Here is a 16,547-nt window from a genome sequence, read left to right on the forward strand (position 1 = left end):
GTGGGGGAGACTTGCTGGTTTTTTCATGCCAAATGTTCATCGTTAGTCCTGAGCAATAGGGCTATTCTAGCTTTAAATGCTGACTTTGCCAGTAAGTAAATCATTTTGCGCAGGAGGCGTAGCAGAGATTGAATCGGATTCTGTTGCAACTGTTCCCGACTGGAGCTGATACATTTGGAAGTAACGCCCGCCTTGGGCCATAAGCTCGTCATGGCTACCCCGTTCAACAATTTCACCCCGATGCAGCACCAAAATTTGGTCCGCACTGCGAATGGTGGACAAACGGTGAGCAATGATAAAGGTCGTACGTCCCTTCTTAAGTACCTCAAGAGCGGATTGGATGAGCGCTTCTGTTTCGGTGTCAATATTGGCAGTAGCTTCATCCAGAATTAAAATTGCCGGATCAAAGGCTAATGCACGAGCGAAGGAAATAAGCTGGCGTTGTCCGGCTGATAAGGTGCTACCTTTCTCAATAACGGGCTCATCGAATCCTTGCGGCAAATGGGCCAGCAATTTGTCAGCTCCAACATCATGCAGCGCTTTATTCACCTGTTCTCTCGTGATTCGGCTGTCTCCGAGACTGACATTGGAGGCTACCGTACCTGTGAACAAATATGGATCTTGAAGAACAATACCCATATGATGGCGAAGCCATTGCTTAGGGATGTCTTTGACAGACGTTCCGTCAATGGTGATCGTTCCTTTTTGCGGATCATAGAACCGGAATAGCAGGTTGATAATCGAACTTTTGCCTGATCCGGTATGTCCGACAAGGGCAACCGTTTGCCCGGGCTGTGCTGTAAAGGAGATATGCTTAAGTACATCATCCTTTTTGTAGGCAAAGGAAACGTCGTTAAACTCTACCTGGCCTTTGTAGCGCGGCATCATGCCGTCGGTCACCGGCTCTCCAGTTTCGTCCATCAACTCAAATACGCGTCCTGAGGATACGATAGAAGTATCCAGTACGGCGAGTTGGTTGACCATACCCGTCATAGGTTGGAACAGTCGACCCAGCACATCGACGAAGGCATACAATACGCCTAGTGAAACAGCACTACCTGTCGTTCCGAGCGCCTCAGATCCGAAATACCACAACACGACGGCAAAGGCGAGATTTCTCAACACGTTGACTAAATTGTGCGAAGTGAAGGCGTTCAAATTCAGCATTTTATTCTGATGCTTCATATAGTCATCATTCAGTTCTTCAAACTCTTGCTGCGTTTGCTTCTGGTGGCGGAACACGCGAATAATGGACATCCCTTGAATCGATTCATTGATAATCGCATTAATTTCACTAAGTCTGGACCGAATAATCGTATTATAGCGGGTGGCGACCTTGCGATACAATACAATCCACAAGATCATTAACGGTACAATAAACAGAGAGATAAGGCCCAGTCTGAAGTCCAGTAAAAAGAGTGCAACATATACTCCTGCCATCGTCACAATCCCTGAAGTGAAATTTGAGAGCACAGCCACAAACAAATCTTTGACTGCCTCAGTGTCATTCGTAACACGGGATACGACTTTGCCTGCAGGCAAGTTATCAAAAAAGTAAACTGGCAACCGCTGGATGTGCGCGTAGAGATCAAGCCGAAGCTTTTGAATGACCTTGTTCGCCGAGGATTGCAGCCAGTATGTTTTGCCGAATTCAGCAAAAATGGAAATAACCAGGAAGAAGCAATACCAACCAATCAGCTGAAAGATACCGGGCATTTCCGGTTTGTAAAAGCTATACAGTTCATCAGCTGTCAGAGCCTTGGCTTCATAGCGAAAGGTGTCGGAGCCGCGTGTCACAGTCAGCGTTCCGTTCGTAAAGGAGCGATTACCGTCAGCCACTTGAACCGAGCCATCCACAAATACGAAAGATTTTCCAACTTGTAAAATTCTCGCTTCGCGACCTTTAGTCTCCCCGGACTCAAAGCGATCTTCACGCTTAAAGTGGATTCCCGCATAGCTTACAGTGCCGTCCACACGAGTTGTTTCATAAAATGGTTTTTCAATAGCGAGCATATGGTCGTCGATCATCGTTTTGGCGATGAAGGGACCAGCCAGCTCGGCAGCTACTCCGATAGCCAAAGCGATGAGAGCGGCGATAAAACCTGCTTTGCTCGTCAGCGCGTACTGGAATAGCCTTTTGCCGATATTGGGTTTCATTAGGATACCTCCCCTGAGGTCAGATCAGATTCCACTTGTTGCCGTTCATACTGTTGTCGGTACCATCCGTCAGTCTGAAGCAGCTCGTTGTGGGTTCCTTCCTCAATAATGCGTCCTTGCTCCAACACGACGATCCGGTCTGCATGTTCTACAGCGGAGAGGCGGTGGGTGGAGATCAGAGTCGTTTTACCTGAGCGCTTGCGTCGGATATTGTCAATAATTCTAGCTTCCGTCCGGGCATCTACTGCAGACAGTGCATCGTCGAGCAATAGAATATCCGGGTCACCGATAAAGGCGCGTGCCAGCGAAACGCGCTGCTTCTGGCCGCCAGACAGGGCGATACCTTTTTCTCCGACCAGTGTATCCAGCCCGTCAGACAGGGTACCTAAATCCTGATCGAAGGCAGCAGTACGGATTGCTTCCATAATGTCGTCATCATCTGCATGAGGTTTCCCGAATTGAATGTTCTCGCGCACTGATTTGGAAAACAAAATTTGCTCTTGCGGCACGTAGCCGATCCAGCTGTGTAGTTGTTCTACTGCAATGTCCTCCAAACGTATGCCGGAGATTAAAATATCACCGCTACCCGTCGGATATTCATGCAGTAACTGTTTGAGCAGAGTGGATTTTCCGCTGCCAGTTCTACCGACGACGCCTAGCGTTTCTCCGCGTTTGAGATCCAGACTCACATGTGACAGATTGTCAATAGTGGAGGTAGGGTAACGGAAAGTAACATCTTTCATCCTGATGGATTCGAGGCGGTCTACTGGAACAGGTTTAGCGGCATCCTGAACGTCTGGCTGGACATCGAGCGTTTCATTGACCCGGTCCAGTGAAGCGCTACCGCGCTGCATAATGTTAATCAGCTCTCCAATGGCAAACATCGGCCAAATCATCATTCCTAGATACATATTAAAGGAGACCAATTCGCCTAGCGTGATATCGTTATGAAATACCAGATAAATACCATACCCGAGTCCAATGACGTAGCTAAGTCCTACACATAAACGGATTGTTGGTTCAAAGAGGGCATCCATCCGGGCGACAGCCAGATTTTTACGAAATACATCGTCAGTAATATCAGCGAAACGCTTTTCGTCCATTCGCTCTTGCACATAGGCGCGAATGACCCGGATACCAGCCACGGATTCCAACACCTGATCGTTCATATCACCAAATGCATCTTGTGCCAGTGTGTAACGCTCATGAACGGCTTTACCGTAAATGCTCATAGCCAGTGCAATAAAAGGTAGGGGCAGGATAGCTGCCAGTGTCAGCTTCCAACTGATTAGGGTGCCCATGGCAACTAATACCACGCTCAGATAGACCGTAGAGTCTGTCAGTGTCAGCATGCCGAAGCCCGCTGTACTTGCTACGGAGCGAAGGTCGTTCGTAGCACGAGCCATCAGATCGCCAGTGCGATTACGTTCAAAAAATGGAGGGGTCATCCGCAGCAGATGATTCATAAAGCGTGTGCGCAGTAAGCGCTCCACCAGATTGGCACCACCAAACAGCTTGTGCATCCATATGTACGTAATGTAGTAAATGACGGCTAGAATGCCTATGATGTACAAAATATAATGCCAAAGTGAGGACCAGGAAATCGAACCGCGCACAATTTCATCAATGGCACTACCTAGCAGCCGAGGTGGAGCAAGCTCCAGTACACCAACAGCTATCAGCAAAAACAGTCCAATGGAGTATCGGCTTCGTTCTCTTTTAAAAAACCAGCTTAAATTTTTAAGTACTGAAAACAAGAGGAATCCCATCCTTTCATGACAAGTTCATTCGAGAGTTGTGTACCATTTTGAAGAAACAACAGGGCTTGCTGCCACAAGTATGATCCGACAACAGGCGCAAAAAAGGCATACCGTCCGCAGACGATATGCCTTAAATCTCAATATCATATGGCGCGCAGGTATTTTCAGCACACTCACCACTGAAAAACTGCTCAAACGCAGGCAGCCACTCGTATTAAACCATACAACATGAATGGCCCAATTCTGAAGGATGCGACAGGGGAGATGCTCCGGTATGAAGTTGTTGTGTTTGTAGATGTGGGTAAAATGCAATAGGAAATTTTAGCACCGGTAACACTCCTTTCTTCCTCAAAATGGATTCATTCTAACATGAGTAATCGTTCAAATTGGTAATAAATTTCAAAATGGATCTCGTATGGTTGAATCTTAACACCCTTTTTTGCGAATTGTCAAACCTTTTTCAAAAAAATGTATATGACTTGTCCAAGAAGCTCGCTGGGTTGGGACGGTTGGTGGTCATTCTAAAAGATGCTATGATATAGTTGGCAGACGTCATTGTACAAGGAGATGAGCATAACGTATGAGCATACAGGTAACTGAACCTGCGGCACAGTGGTACATTAAGGAGCTTGGTTTGAAACCTGGAGATTCGATCCGTTTTTTTGTTCGCTATAGCTCTGGCGGTGGGTTGCATCCAGGCTTTTCTCTGGGAATTGCCGTAGAGCCTCCGCAGCACCCCGTATTACAGCATGAAGCGGCTGGCATTACGTTTTATATGGAGGACCAGGATTACTGGTATCTGAAGGGCCATCATCTGGAAGTTAAGTATTTGGAGGAACATGATGACATTATTTATACCTATGTTGAGGATGGACAAGCTTAGTGCTCCACTGTCAATCATAGCGTGCAAATAGTTGTTCTTGGACATGAAAAGCGGCGGAGTAACGTGTTACAGGAGATGAACCTGTTCATGATGCTCCGCCGCTTTTTTGTGGTTAAGGCAGGTATGTCGTATGTTAAGGGTTGTTAAGTATCGGGCCATCGAGTGCAAAATCAAAATCATCAATGTCGTACACATGTACGGGTACGGAAGCTTCGATAATGCGGTGAATCCAGTCTAATTGATCCGTCAGAATAGGTAATGATTCACGCTGAGCTGTCAACACCAGTTCAGTCTCAATTGGATCAAAATATTCTCCGTAATGTGCTGTATCAACAGCATTAATGATAATGAGTGATGTATTGGCATCGAATAGAATAGGCAAGCTCTTGGCCCAAGGCATCTGAAGGGCACGCCGAATTTTTTTCTGATTCAACGGTTCTTCAAAATAACTGATCAACTCGCTTACCTTCTGCTTCACATGTTGATCGTCCATAGGATTATCCATGAGCGGCTCTGTGCTATCCTGGAATTCGTATAGCTCTAGCAGTGATGTGTAAGGCACCATATATTCCACAGGGGCGGGAGATGTAAGTAGTTGGCCGTATATAGCCACCATTACAGCTTCCGTTACAAATTGTCGAGACATCGGTCAAGCCTCCTGCATTTACCAAATTATGCGATATGAGTATACCACAAAGCGGGACTGAATTCAGCCCGACATGCAGATTGCTATCATGTATTCCTATACTTGTTGTACGAATTTAGCTGCGGCCGATTAACAAGGAAAGCAATCCGGCAGCAATTAGAGGTCCAACAGGAACTCCTTTAAAGAAGGCAACGCCAATGACGGTCCCGATCAGTAGACCTGTCACAATAATGGGCTGTCCAGACATTAAAGTTACTCCGCGGCCGCCAAGATAGGCTACCAGAATTCCGATACCAATCGCGAGCAGAGATTTCCAGTGCAGGAAAGACTCCATCACCTGATTGATACTGATTTTACCGCTGGCTAGCGGGGTCATGACCCCGATCGTCAAAATAATAATTCCGATCGTCAGGCCATACTTTTCAAGCCAGGGGAAAGCAGTGTGAAAGCTGGTTACCCGCAGTAGCAGTAATACAACCATGGCAATAGTCACGGTAGAGTTGCCACTAACAATCCCAAGACCAGCCAATACCAGTAAGATAAGTGAGCTGTAATCCATACAGATGTTCTCCTTCGTTTATTTAGCTTTGGATATGCTCCGCGATTTGACGCCCGTGCCAGCGGCCTGTTTCAATAAACACTTCATTGGCATTGCTGCCTGAAGCGATGACCCCCGCGACATATATACCTGGGATGTTCGTTTCCATCGTGGCAGGATTAAATTCTGGTTTGTCCAGATCTTCAGCCATATGAACGCCGACAGACTCCAGTAGTTTTCGTTCCGGGTGAAATCCAGTCAGTGCCAGTACAAAATCATTTTCGAGTCGGAATGCTTCAGTGTCCAGCGGAGTGACTACGACATGGTCTGGATGAATTTCGGTAATGCGTGCGCCTAAATGCAGCGTGATCTTCCCTTTTTGTACCATACTGTCAAACAGTGGACGAACCCACGGCTTGATGTATTGGGACAACTCGCTTCGACGATATACCATATCAATCGTAGCTCCGACCCGCACTAATTCCATCGCAGCATCTACCGCAGAGTTACTGCCACCGATAACTGCAACCCGGGTTCCTGTGTAGGGATGGGCTTCGCTGAAATAGTGAGTGACTTTATCCAATTGTTCCCCGGGAATGCCCAAATAGTTCGGATGATCAAAATATCCTGTAGCCACAACGACATAGCGTGACGAATACGTTTTGGTTATTTCTCCTTTGCTCAGGGTGTGTACCGTAAATGTACCGTCGTCCTGGCGATGAATGGACTGGGCCTCCTCATAATGCTGAATGTTCAAGTTATAATGAGTGGCTACCTTACGATAGTACGCCAGTGCTTCATGACGAAAAGGTTTGTCATTAGGGGTACTGAATGGAATATCACCGATTTCAAGTAGTTCAGCGGTGCTAAAAAACTGCATGTTCGTCGGATACAGAAAAATGGAGTGAACGATGTTGCTTTTTTCAATAATGACAGTTTGCAAACCTCTGCGGCTGCATTCGATTGCAGCAGATAGTCCGCAGGGTCCGCCACCGATAATGATTACGTCGTGCATTTGGTTGAACCTCCAGTTGTATTGGTTTATTACGCCAGTTTTGTAGGGTTAACATTATTTTGACGATTAAAAACGGATCTCAGGATTGAAGCAAATCGCTCAGTATGTGAGAAGTTTTCAAATAATAATCCTACCGCAATGCGAACACAATATCCAGCCGTTTTCAGAAAAGATGACAGACGGTGAAGATTGACAGCCACATTTAGTGAACATATAATTATATATATATCTAATTTATGTGATTGAATTCGTTTGCATAGCAAGTATGTACTAGTGAAAAGAGGTGCAATAACGATGCAACTGGATAAAATGGTCAATTATCATAAAGCACTTGCTGATCCAACGCGAATGCGGATACTACTTCTTTTGTCCTGTGGGGAGATGCATGGCCAAGCTTTGGCGAAAAAGCTGAATTTGTCCCAACCGACTGTTACGCATCATGCTTCCAAACTTCGTGAGACTGGGTTGATTAAGGAACGACGTGATAAAAACACGGTGTATTTTACACTGAATCCAGAATTGATCCGGCAGCATGCCGAGGCGACGGTGCGATTTATTTTCGAAAAAGGAGAGGGGGAGGAAGAGATGTCAGAGTTGAATGAAACGCTGGAGGCATCGGTCTTACGCAATTTTTTTTCCAAGGACGGCAAGTTGCGCCAAATCCCTGCGCAGTATAAGAAAAAATTGATCGTACTTCAGATGCTGGCAGAAAAGCTGGAGCCAGGCCGCATGTATCCTGAACGTGAATTAAACGAGTGGATCAAGCAATACCATGAGGATTTTGCAACGATTCGGCGTGAGCTGATTATGCATCAGTTTATGTACAGGGAACGGGAAATGTACGAATTGAACCCGCGTGAGATGTGGACGCGCTGGGATCAGGTACGCTAAACGAAACTTGACAAAGATTTCAAAAAAGTTTCGTAGCTGCCTTGACAGACAATTGATGGACTTGTATGATAAAGGAAATTTTAGGAGGAGGCGATGTTATATGCGTACGAACATGAATGGATGGGTTCAGCAGCAGAATGACTTGTCTCCCGCACGGACAATGCACAGTTAAAGACTGTATAGATCTATAGTCTTGGCTTAGCAGTTGGTTGGACAGTAGAACCAACAAAATCCGCAGGGAGTGATTCCCTGCGGATTTTTTATGGTTAGGCGTCTTGTTATCCAGTTGTTGGTTCTGGGGAGTGGTCTGTGAGAGACTGCTTGCTTAAGTGAACGAACGGATCGCATCGACCTGAATCGTATACCCTCCGCAGGGAAACCCCTGCGGATTTTTCGCGTTGTTCGCATGCGGGGAGAAAATGTACACCTATCAAATAACATTACGATCAAAAATGAACAATGAATTCAGGAGGAAAACAATGAGTATACATGAATACGGTTGGTCTGATTACTGGAACGTTTTTTGGGACCAATGGAAGCAAGGCTTTGAGGAACGCACAGGAAATACACAGGTACGTCCTGCTCGCTTGATTGCCGATTACGGACAAAAGGTGAAGCTTATCACAATGGATGGAGAACGCTGGGGAGTGTCTTCAGGTAAGCTACGACATGCTGTTGTCGATCCGGCGGAAATGCCTGCTGTAGGGGACTGGCTAGCAATCACTACGCCAGATGAAGTGTCGGATGCAGTAATTCATGCCGTCTTGCCGCGGAAAAGTCGAATATCTAGACAGGCAGCGGGCTTTGAGACGAGGGAGCAGCTGATCGCTACCAATGTGGATACGCTGTTCCTTGTTAATGCGCTGAATCATGATTTTAATATGCGCAGACTGGAACGGTATTTAATTATGGCTTGGAACAGCGGGGTAAACCCGGTTGTCGTTTTGAGTAAGAGTGACCTTTGTGAAGATGTCGAACAACGGGTTGCTGAAGCGGAGGGAGTTGCCCCTGGTGTACCTGTTATCGTTATTTCTGCTTTGCAGAATGAAGGCAGAGAGCAACTGGAGACGTTTCTTCAGCCTGGCTCTACAGTTGCTTTGACAGGCTCTTCCGGTAGTGGCAAATCCACGATAGTAAACTGGCTCTCCGAGTCTGAGGTTCAACTGACACAGGATGTGAGGGAGGAAGACAGTCGGGGCAGGCACACAACCACTCACCGACAGCTTTTTCCTATCGCAAAGCAAGCCGTTTTGCTGGATACACCTGGTATGCGCGAGCTTAATCTGTGGGATGATTCCATGGGTGTCGCTCATACCTTCACGGATATTATGGAAACGGCGCAGCAGTGCCGTTTTGCAGATTGCAAGCATAAGGGCGAAGCTGGATGTGCAGTGGAGGAAGCTATAGAGAGAGGGGAATTGTCGGAATCCAGAGTGAACAATTATCGCAAAATGCAGCGGGAGCTGGAATATCAGGCGCGTAAGGAAGCAGACCGGCGCAGGAAAGATAGCCGTTCAAGCACAACCCCGGGGCGTAGGGATCAGCGAAGTGGCTGGCGACGTGATGTGGAGTGGTGAGCCGAACTGCAGTGAAGTATCAAATGTAAAAATATACGAAAATCTATGTTGTAGTCGGCATATGGTATAAAGGGGTGAATATATGCCGAACTACAGCATTGTGGTGGATTTATCGGATCGTCGTTTATATTTGAAGGATGGAGATCAGATTGTTCTTAATTATCCAGTCGGTATTGGCAAGCTGGCTACACAGACACCGCATGGGCAATTTACGATTATTAACAAACAACCTAATCCGGGCGGACCTTTCGGAGCGTTCTGGATGGGGCTGTCCAAGCCGCATTATGGCATTCACGGCACCAATGAGCCATGGTCCATTGGCAAGATGGTGTCACATGGCTGCATTCGAATGCAGAATAAGGATGTGCTTGAGCTTCAGGAGAGGGTAAGTATAGGCACGCCAGTCACGATACAGCCGTAGCGGCTAGACGACATGAGACTCTGTATCTACTCATACGTGGAAACCGCGTCATAGACTGTATCTGTGAAGCGTATTTCATGGCGAACGGCCGTAACTTTAAGTTAGATGCTGCGTTTAGTTACGATTTGGGTTGGATAGGGATACGGGCTTCAATCTGTTTGGAGCCCTCTTTTTCGTCTGCAGATTTGACTAACGGTCCCGAAAGACGTTCTCCTTGTGTACCATACGCCTGTTTGGCGTTGGTCCACATATCTTCGTTTGGTTCGAAACTTATGATTATGATGTAGCGGTTGGCAAGGCTCGGCTTTTTGACCCTCATGCTGAAGGAGCCGTCAGGCATAACTTTGGTTTGATCATCGTAGCCAAACTGCCATCGTCCCGGAAAATCAATCTTGAGTTTGACGTCCGACCCTTCCAGCAAATTGCTGCGCGCATATACATGATAATAGTTACCCTCTTGCTTCACATCAGGCTTAATCCACACTTGAGGGCTGCCGTAGTCCTTAGGTTTGTTCCAGACGGGCTTAACTAAAGGGGTATTGCGTTCTTGTTCAGGATCAAATTCAGCCCCAATCCGAACTTCATGCAGAAGCTGTTTGTTTTCTTCGTATTGATATACATAAGGACCTTCCAATTTGTTGCCACCGCTGCCATACAGATTTCGTATTTCATTGTCTTGGTCATCTGGACGGAACAGAACAGTCAGATCCATACTGCCCTGTATTCCGGGGCGTTGTACCTGGAGTACAAAACTTCCGTCCTTTTGAACGGTTGTCTCATCCGTGTACCCAGTTAACAGGGAGTTTTTGACCGCAAGATTCCCTTTGATCCGTGCTCCGGCCGGGAGGTTGGAATGTCCTGTAACCTTCACGGTATTTTTATCAATGCTGACGCCACCTGATATTTCGACATAGCTGCTGCCTTGCTGATGGACAGGTGTATGATTGGCAGCTCGTTCATCAAGGGATGATGCACCTTGGTTGGGATTACCCGTTACGGTGTAGGCACGTGCTTCAGCTTCATGTTGGGCTATACTCCGGGTTGAAGCTTTTTCCCTGCTGCATGCAGCCAGCATCGTTAGAATTAAGAATGCGAATAAAAGGTTGCAGACTATTTTGGTAATCATGTGTTTACTCATGGTTTTTGTTCGCTCCTTGTCCATAGCTTCCAGGCTTAACGTGATAAAATTATCGAAACTTTATGTATTTACCCTTATTAAAGGGTATGTAATCCCGCCTGCTTTATCCTATAAGGAACGTACCTGTTTAAACAACAGGCAGAATGGTTAAAAATGGATAGCCTGATCATCCCCTTGAAAAGCAGGGGCAGCTTGCTGTAAAGGAGCCTGAGTCATATGTCCATTGACCGTTTTATCTTAAAAAAGCTGGACAACTGCCGGGAAGAGCATACACGCGCTAATTTACTAGAACTGTTTAGAATACGGATTGAGAAGGCGCAGAATAAGGAACGAGGCGGTAAAAAAGGTTATCGCAGAATACTTTAAATAAAGTCTGATCAATCCATAAGCTGCGGTAAGTCACATGTATCATGTTTTAAAGCTGCTGATATGGAGAGGGTGCTGAAATGTCCCTCTCTTTTTTGTGTGTCTAAAGTGGACAAAAAAAAGTCCCTCTTAATAGAGGGACAATGCCAATGAATCATTTTCACTAACACTATGCAGGATGGCTTCACAACCGACAATCTCTATACTGATCAAAGAGTTAAGGCATTTTTGAAGGGCACGCTTGCCGCTGGAGATTTTATTCTCCAAAGTGTTACTTAGAAGTTTTAATGTTTTTTGTACTGGTTGCTTATTTTCTTGATTGAAGTATACGGGAATACGTTTGTTTTGAAATGTAATTAATGTTCTCACAAAAATCACCTCGCCTGAGTTATTTCATGGCTTAATTGTAGTGCCCGTTTCTTAAAATTACCTTAAAAACACCTTATAAAAACATAAAGGTCTGAAAAATTTACAAAGTGTTCACAACAATCTAGGTAACAATCGAATTTAGTTCTAACTAATCGACAAAATGACGTATATACCCATATTAGAACCGATCCAATACATATTATTGATACCAATGACTCTACTAATATGAGAAACTATGACCAAAGTCACTATTTTATTTTTGGAGTGGGTATTTTGTAACAAATTGACAGTCTAATAGTCGGATGCTACAGTTACGATAGCCATATTTCCGTGGAAATAGGCTTTTTGCGTGAACTTTGCTATATATTAAGGATCGGGAGGGATGACAGATGATCCTGACCGTGCTTTCAGGACGACAGGAAACAGAGTGGTTTGACATCGAGGTAGCTGATGAATACTCGGTGGAACATTTAAAGCTGATGCTGGGTGTGCGCATTTTCGGCGAGCCTCCGGCGGAAGGCATGCAATATATTATGGAAGCAAAGTTCCCGGAAGGGCTCTGGTTCAGGGTGGGAGATAACCAGCTACTTACAGGATCCGGCTTGCGGGAAGGCTGTACTGTGCGTATTCAGCGCGCTTTTTCGACAACTCAGGACGAAGCGCCTGTGTATGGAAGGCGTTCTCTGTTTCAAAATGAAAAAAATGGGTAAATACACACATGAAATTATATGAAACCTTGGTAAAATGAAATAGTAAGCGAAAAGGGGGACTTTTGTCTTGAATGCATTATACCAGCGATCCCCGAGATTAAGGCCGGCGCTCCGAGAGGAGAAGCTGGAGATTTTACGGCCTCCGGCTGAGCCGAGCAAGCCGTCTTTTTCTATTATATCTATACTTATTCCGTTAATGATGACGTTGGTGACTATAGGCTTTTACGTATATATGAGCAAAACAGGCAAGATGGGCAACAGTAACTATTTGATGTTCCAAATGGTCACTGTGGTCATGATGCTTACATCTTATACGATTCCTTTTTTTGTCTATCTAAATAATAAGAAGGAATACAAGCGCAAGCTAGAGGAACGGGACCGCATGTACCGGGAACAGCTCCAAAAGCATCGTGAAGAACTTGAAATGAAACGCGAGGAGCAAATTCGCACACTATATGAAATTCACGGTGACCCGCAAATATGCACTCAAATTGTCAAAAACCGCAACAGTTCACTTTGGGAACGATCACCGGAGGATGAGGACTTTTTGCAGGTGCGTATTGGAACTGGACAAGTTCCCTTTCATATAAAATTGCAAATTCCACGCCCAGACGGTTATGACCGAGATCCTTTGTTGGGAGCTGCGGATGAACTGGAAGAAGAATTTCGTCTGGTAGACGCTGCTTCCATTGCATTACCGCTGTTTCAATCCAAAGTGGTTGGATTGGTCGGCGATCGGGAACATACCCTTGCTGCGTTAAGAGTCATTTTGGCACAAGTGACGGTTCGTCACTCGCCAGATGAAGTGAAAATTGCTTCCTTCTATGACGAGCGAGAGGAAAGTGAATGGACCTGGATGCGCTGGCTTCCACATGTGTGGGATGATGACCGAATCCAGAGAATGATGTCAGACCGCAGTAGTAGTGCACATCAATTAGCAGATTTTCTGTTTGCCAGACTGAACCGCCGTAAAAATAATCGTAATGAGCGTCAAGGCAAAGGGATGGAAGTCCCTTGTTATGTCGTTGTTTTATCTGACACCCAGCTGATTGAGGAAGAACCGTTACTGCCGTTGTTATTGGAAGACGGCCGAACCATTGATGCGTGTACGATTGTGCTGGCTTCTCGTAAAGAGGCTTTGCCGATGCAGTGTCAGCTGATTGTGGAGGCTTCCAAAGAGCAGGGCGTATATGCCCGTAAATCAGAGTCGGCGGAGGTTGAACAGCAAAGTTTTAAACCGGATCGTTTGTCAAAAGAGGAAGCCGATGCATTAGCGCGGTACATGGCTCCTATTCGCTTGAAGCGTTCCTCTGCTTCTGATATTCCCGCTGTGCTGCCTCTGTTTGATATGATGAGCGTAGCAAGTGTGGAAGAACTGGATGTGGCAGATCGGTGGCGACGTAACCGCCATCCTGATACCTTACCTGTGCCAATGGGCGTGCGAGCAGGCGGCAAGAAGATTATGATTAACCTGCATGATAAGATAGAGCGTCAAGGGCATGGTCCCCATGGCTTGATCGCCGGTACAACGGGTTCAGGAAAGAGTGAGGTTATCCAGTCCATCGTAGCCTCGCTTGCTGCCGAGTTTCATCCGCATGATCTTGCTTTTATGCTGATCGATTACAAGGGTGGAGGCATGTCCAACACGTTCGTTAACTTGCCGCATGTTGTGGGTACGATCACGAACTTGGACAATAATTTGATTGAACGTGCCAAAATATCTCTTAAAGCAGAACTGGTTCGTCGGCAGAAGATATTGAACGATGCAGGCAATTTACAGCATATTGATGAATATTACAGACTACTCCGGCAGCGGCAGGAACAACCGCTGCCTCATCTGGTTATTATTATTGATGAATTTGCACAATTAAAGCGGGATCAGCCAGAGTTTATGGACGAGCTAATCAGTATTGCTGCGATTGGGCGGACACTAGGTGTCCATTTGATTTTGGCGACGCAAAAGCCCGCAGGTGTCGTGGATGACAAGATTTGGAGTAACTCCAGATTCCGCATCTGCTTACGGGTGCAAAGCGAAGGCGATAGCCGTGACATGTTGAAAATACCGAATGCCGCGTGGATTACGAAGCCGGGACGAGGATATTTCCAAGTGGGTAGTGACGAAGTATTTGAAGAGATGCAGTTTGCTTGGAGCGGTGCGCCGTATATAGGCAACAGCGATATTTCTTCTGCACTACCTGTACATGAAGTGAGACTGAACGGAAAACGTGAAGCGCTACTGACGGGCGGCGAACGGGCAAGCTCGGGCTTAAAAGGAGAAGAAGCCCCTAAACAGCTTCAAGTATTTATTGATTATATTGCGAATGAGGCTGCTAAGGCAGGGATCGAACGGCTTCAGGGACCGTGGCTTCCGCCGCTGCCTGAATTGCTGGATTTAACAAATTTGCCGGCATGCACCGAAATAGATAGTACATCATCACCTTTGGAGCTGAAGGCTCTTATTGGTCTAGTGGATGATTTGCCGAATCAGCGACAGGAGCCAATTTATGCATCGCTAGATCATGGTCATTGGGCTGTGTATGGCATGCCCGGCATGGGGAAAACAACCTTTTTGCATACGTTGCTGATGTCCACGGCTCAGCGATTTGCTGCGAATCATTGGAACGGTTATATCATTGACATGGGTCGAACGATGCGCGACTTTGGGGAACTTCCCCAAATCGGGGCTGTTATGATGGCTGAGGAGGATGACCGGATCAAGCGATTGTTCCGTTATCTGTTCAAGATGGTGGCCGTACGCAAGGAAATGCTTTCCGAGGCTGGAGTCAAAACAATAAGCTCTTATCGACGTTCTGCTGTCGAGGATATTCCGCAAATTGTCGTAGTTATTGATGGATATCTTAATTTCCGTAATGCTTATCCAGATGAAAATGAACTGCTGGAATCTCTTTTGCGAGAAGGGGGTAGTCTAGGCATCACGTTTATCATTACAGCGAACCGGATTACCGATGTGTTTGAGAAATTCCGCAGTAACATACCGAATGCTGTTTCTTTTGAAATGTCCGACCCGAGTGACTATTACTATGCGGTAGGGCGACCAGCCAAAACGCCAGGACCGTTAATTCCAGGTCGCGCTCTGGTTAAAGGGCATGTTCCTCCGCTGGAGTTCCAGACGGCACTGCCTTCACCAGGAGAAGATGAGGCGGAGCGATCAGCACGGCTACGCCGCAATATTGCTGGCATTGTGCAGGAATGGAAAGGCAAGCACGCACCAGCTATCCTACCATTACCTGAGCGGATTCCACTATCGGAGCTGCTTCAGCAGTGGGATCGGACGAGTGGACCATCGGGCGCACTACCTTACGAAGTACCTGTAGGCCTACAGAGTGACGATCTTGAGCCTTTTCTCCTGAATCTGAAAGAAGGGCCCAATTTTATTGTGGGTAGTCCAATGGAGGGTGGAAAAACCTCCTTTCTAATGAGCTGGATTATATCGCTGGCTTATTACACATCACCCGATCAATTGGAAGTCTATACGATCGATACACGCTATGGAGGCGGGGGACTATCTAGATTACGACATCTTCCTCATGTTAAGGCTGCTGCTGAAAGTGAGGAAGAAATGGGACCTCTGGTACAGCAAGTGTATGATATTGTTCAACAACGGAACAAGGAGGGGAATGATCCCGAATTGCTCCTGGTCATTGATGATGCGGATATGTTAAGCAAGCAACTGAATGATTTTATGATAAAGGATCAGCTCTCCGCCATTGTACGGTTGGGACGTGATCGCAATGTGCATGTCGTGCTCTCGGGTGTGCCATCTGATTTTCCTACCTTTGGTGTGGACTGGTTTAATGATGTCAAGGCAAGCCAAAGCGGTATGCTATTTGGAACACTAGATTCGAATGATCTATCGTTCTTTCGTATCCCTTATTCGGAGGCGAACGCCGCTACTGGTGGACTAAAAGTCCTGCCACCTGGGCAGGGGTACTACGTACGGCGCAAATTTACCAGGATAAAAGCGGCAATTCCCTTCTCAGAGCAAGTGAGCTGTGAGGATTGGATAACGAAAATTCGTGACCGATGGCATGTTGTAGTTTGAAGGGAGGTGGCTC

14 protein-coding genes are annotated in these 16,547 nt (G+C 46.4%); 7 read left to right on the forward strand and 7 right to left on the reverse strand.

Going from position 1 to position 16,547, the window contains the following annotated elements:
- Nucleotides 1–72: 72 nt before the first annotated feature.
- Both MLD56_RS10365 and MLD56_RS10370 read right to left on the reverse strand, forming a co-directional pair.
- Nucleotides 73–2,157 carry an ABC transporter ATP-binding protein gene (locus MLD56_RS10365; RefSeq protein WP_029517051.1) on the reverse strand — a complete coding sequence of 695 codons (2,085 nt, stop codon included), beginning with the start codon at nt 2,155–2,157 and terminating at the stop codon, nt 73–75.
- Nucleotides 2,157–3,914 (reverse strand): ABC transporter ATP-binding protein, encoded by a 1,758-nt coding sequence (locus tag MLD56_RS10370; RefSeq protein WP_029517052.1) that lies wholly within the window; start codon nt 3,912–3,914, stop codon nt 2,157–2,159. Before MLD56_RS10370 ends, MLD56_RS10365 begins: the two co-directional genes overlap by 1 nt.
- 583 nt (nt 3,915–4,497) lie before the next feature.
- On the opposite strand from MLD56_RS10370, the gene MLD56_RS10375 reads away from it, so the two are divergent.
- On the forward strand, nt 4,498–4,800 hold the full coding sequence (locus tag MLD56_RS10375; protein WP_029517053.1) for a HesB/YadR/YfhF family protein: 303 nt from the start codon (nt 4,498–4,500) through the stop codon (nt 4,798–4,800).
- A 133-nt stretch (nt 4,801–4,933) separates the two neighbouring features.
- Here the strand turns inward: MLD56_RS10375 and MLD56_RS10380 are convergent, their stop codons facing one another.
- From MLD56_RS10380 to MLD56_RS10390, 3 genes are all read right to left on the reverse strand, one after another.
- The gene (locus MLD56_RS10380; protein ID WP_029517054.1) at nt 4,934–5,446 is read right to left on the reverse strand and encodes a hypothetical protein; all 513 of its coding nucleotides are present in this window, start codon (nt 5,444–5,446) and stop codon (nt 4,934–4,936) included.
- Nucleotides 5,447–5,561: 115 nt separating this feature from the next.
- Nucleotides 5,562–6,005: a DUF441 domain-containing protein gene (locus MLD56_RS10385; protein ID WP_029517055.1), complete on the reverse strand. Its 444-nt coding sequence runs from the start codon at nt 6,003–6,005 to the stop codon at nt 5,562–5,564.
- Nucleotides 6,006–6,027: 22 nt separating this feature from the next.
- Nucleotides 6,028–6,999, reverse strand: coding sequence for a YpdA family putative bacillithiol disulfide reductase (locus MLD56_RS10390; RefSeq protein WP_029517056.1), 972 nt, complete (start codon nt 6,997–6,999; stop codon nt 6,028–6,030).
- Nucleotides 7,000–7,293: 294 nt separating this feature from the next.
- On the opposite strand from MLD56_RS10390, the gene MLD56_RS10395 reads away from it, so the two are divergent.
- The 3 genes from MLD56_RS10395 to MLD56_RS10405 all read left to right on the forward strand — a co-directional run bounded on the left by MLD56_RS10395 (nt 7,294) and on the right by MLD56_RS10405 (nt 9,888).
- Nucleotides 7,294–7,890: a DUF2087 domain-containing protein gene (locus MLD56_RS10395; protein ID WP_029517057.1), complete on the forward strand. Its 597-nt coding sequence runs from the start codon at nt 7,294–7,296 to the stop codon at nt 7,888–7,890.
- A gap of 479 nt (nt 7,891–8,369) precedes the next feature.
- Nucleotides 8,370–9,467, forward strand: coding sequence for a ribosome small subunit-dependent GTPase A (gene rsgA, locus MLD56_RS10400; protein ID WP_029517058.1), 1,098 nt, complete (start codon nt 8,370–8,372; stop codon nt 9,465–9,467).
- A gap of 82 nt (nt 9,468–9,549) precedes the next feature.
- Complete coding sequence (locus MLD56_RS10405) at nt 9,550–9,888, forward strand: L,D-transpeptidase (protein WP_029517059.1); 339 nt, start codon at nt 9,550–9,552, stop codon at nt 9,886–9,888.
- Nucleotides 9,889–10,006: 118 nt separating this feature from the next.
- Here the strand turns inward: MLD56_RS10405 and MLD56_RS10410 are convergent, their stop codons facing one another.
- Entirely contained in the window at nt 10,007–11,026 is a 1,020-nt protein-coding gene (locus MLD56_RS10410; RefSeq protein WP_029517060.1) for a hypothetical protein, read from the reverse strand.
- A 216-nt stretch (nt 11,027–11,242) separates the two neighbouring features.
- Between MLD56_RS10410 and MLD56_RS10415 the strand changes: the two genes are divergently transcribed.
- Nucleotides 11,243–11,392 carry a hypothetical protein gene (locus MLD56_RS10415; protein ID WP_023988262.1) on the forward strand — a complete coding sequence of 50 codons (150 nt, stop codon included), beginning with the start codon at nt 11,243–11,245 and terminating at the stop codon, nt 11,390–11,392.
- A 129-nt stretch (nt 11,393–11,521) separates the two neighbouring features.
- On the opposite strand, the gene MLD56_RS10420 is transcribed toward MLD56_RS10415, so the two are convergent.
- The gene (locus MLD56_RS10420) at nt 11,522–11,761 is read right to left on the reverse strand and encodes a hypothetical protein (RefSeq protein WP_013370782.1); all 240 of its coding nucleotides are present in this window, start codon (nt 11,759–11,761) and stop codon (nt 11,522–11,524) included.
- Between the two features lie 389 nt (nt 11,762–12,150).
- On the opposite strand from MLD56_RS10420, the gene MLD56_RS10425 reads away from it, so the two are divergent.
- Both MLD56_RS10425 and essC read left to right on the forward strand, forming a co-directional pair.
- A complete protein-coding gene (locus MLD56_RS10425; protein ID WP_029517061.1) occupies nt 12,151–12,471 on the forward strand; it encodes a hypothetical protein in 321 nt (106 codons plus the stop codon).
- A gap of 67 nt (nt 12,472–12,538) precedes the next feature.
- Nucleotides 12,539–16,534, forward strand: a complete 3,996-nt coding sequence (essC, locus tag MLD56_RS10430) for a type VII secretion protein EssC (RefSeq protein WP_029517062.1) — start codon at nt 12,539–12,541, stop codon at nt 16,532–16,534.
- The last annotated feature ends 13 nt before the right edge of the window (nt 16,535–16,547 follow it).

Origin of the sequence: Paenibacillus peoriae (assembly GCF_022531965.1) — a bacterium.
GTDB lineage: Bacteria > Bacillota > Bacilli > Paenibacillales > Paenibacillaceae > Paenibacillus > Paenibacillus polymyxa_D.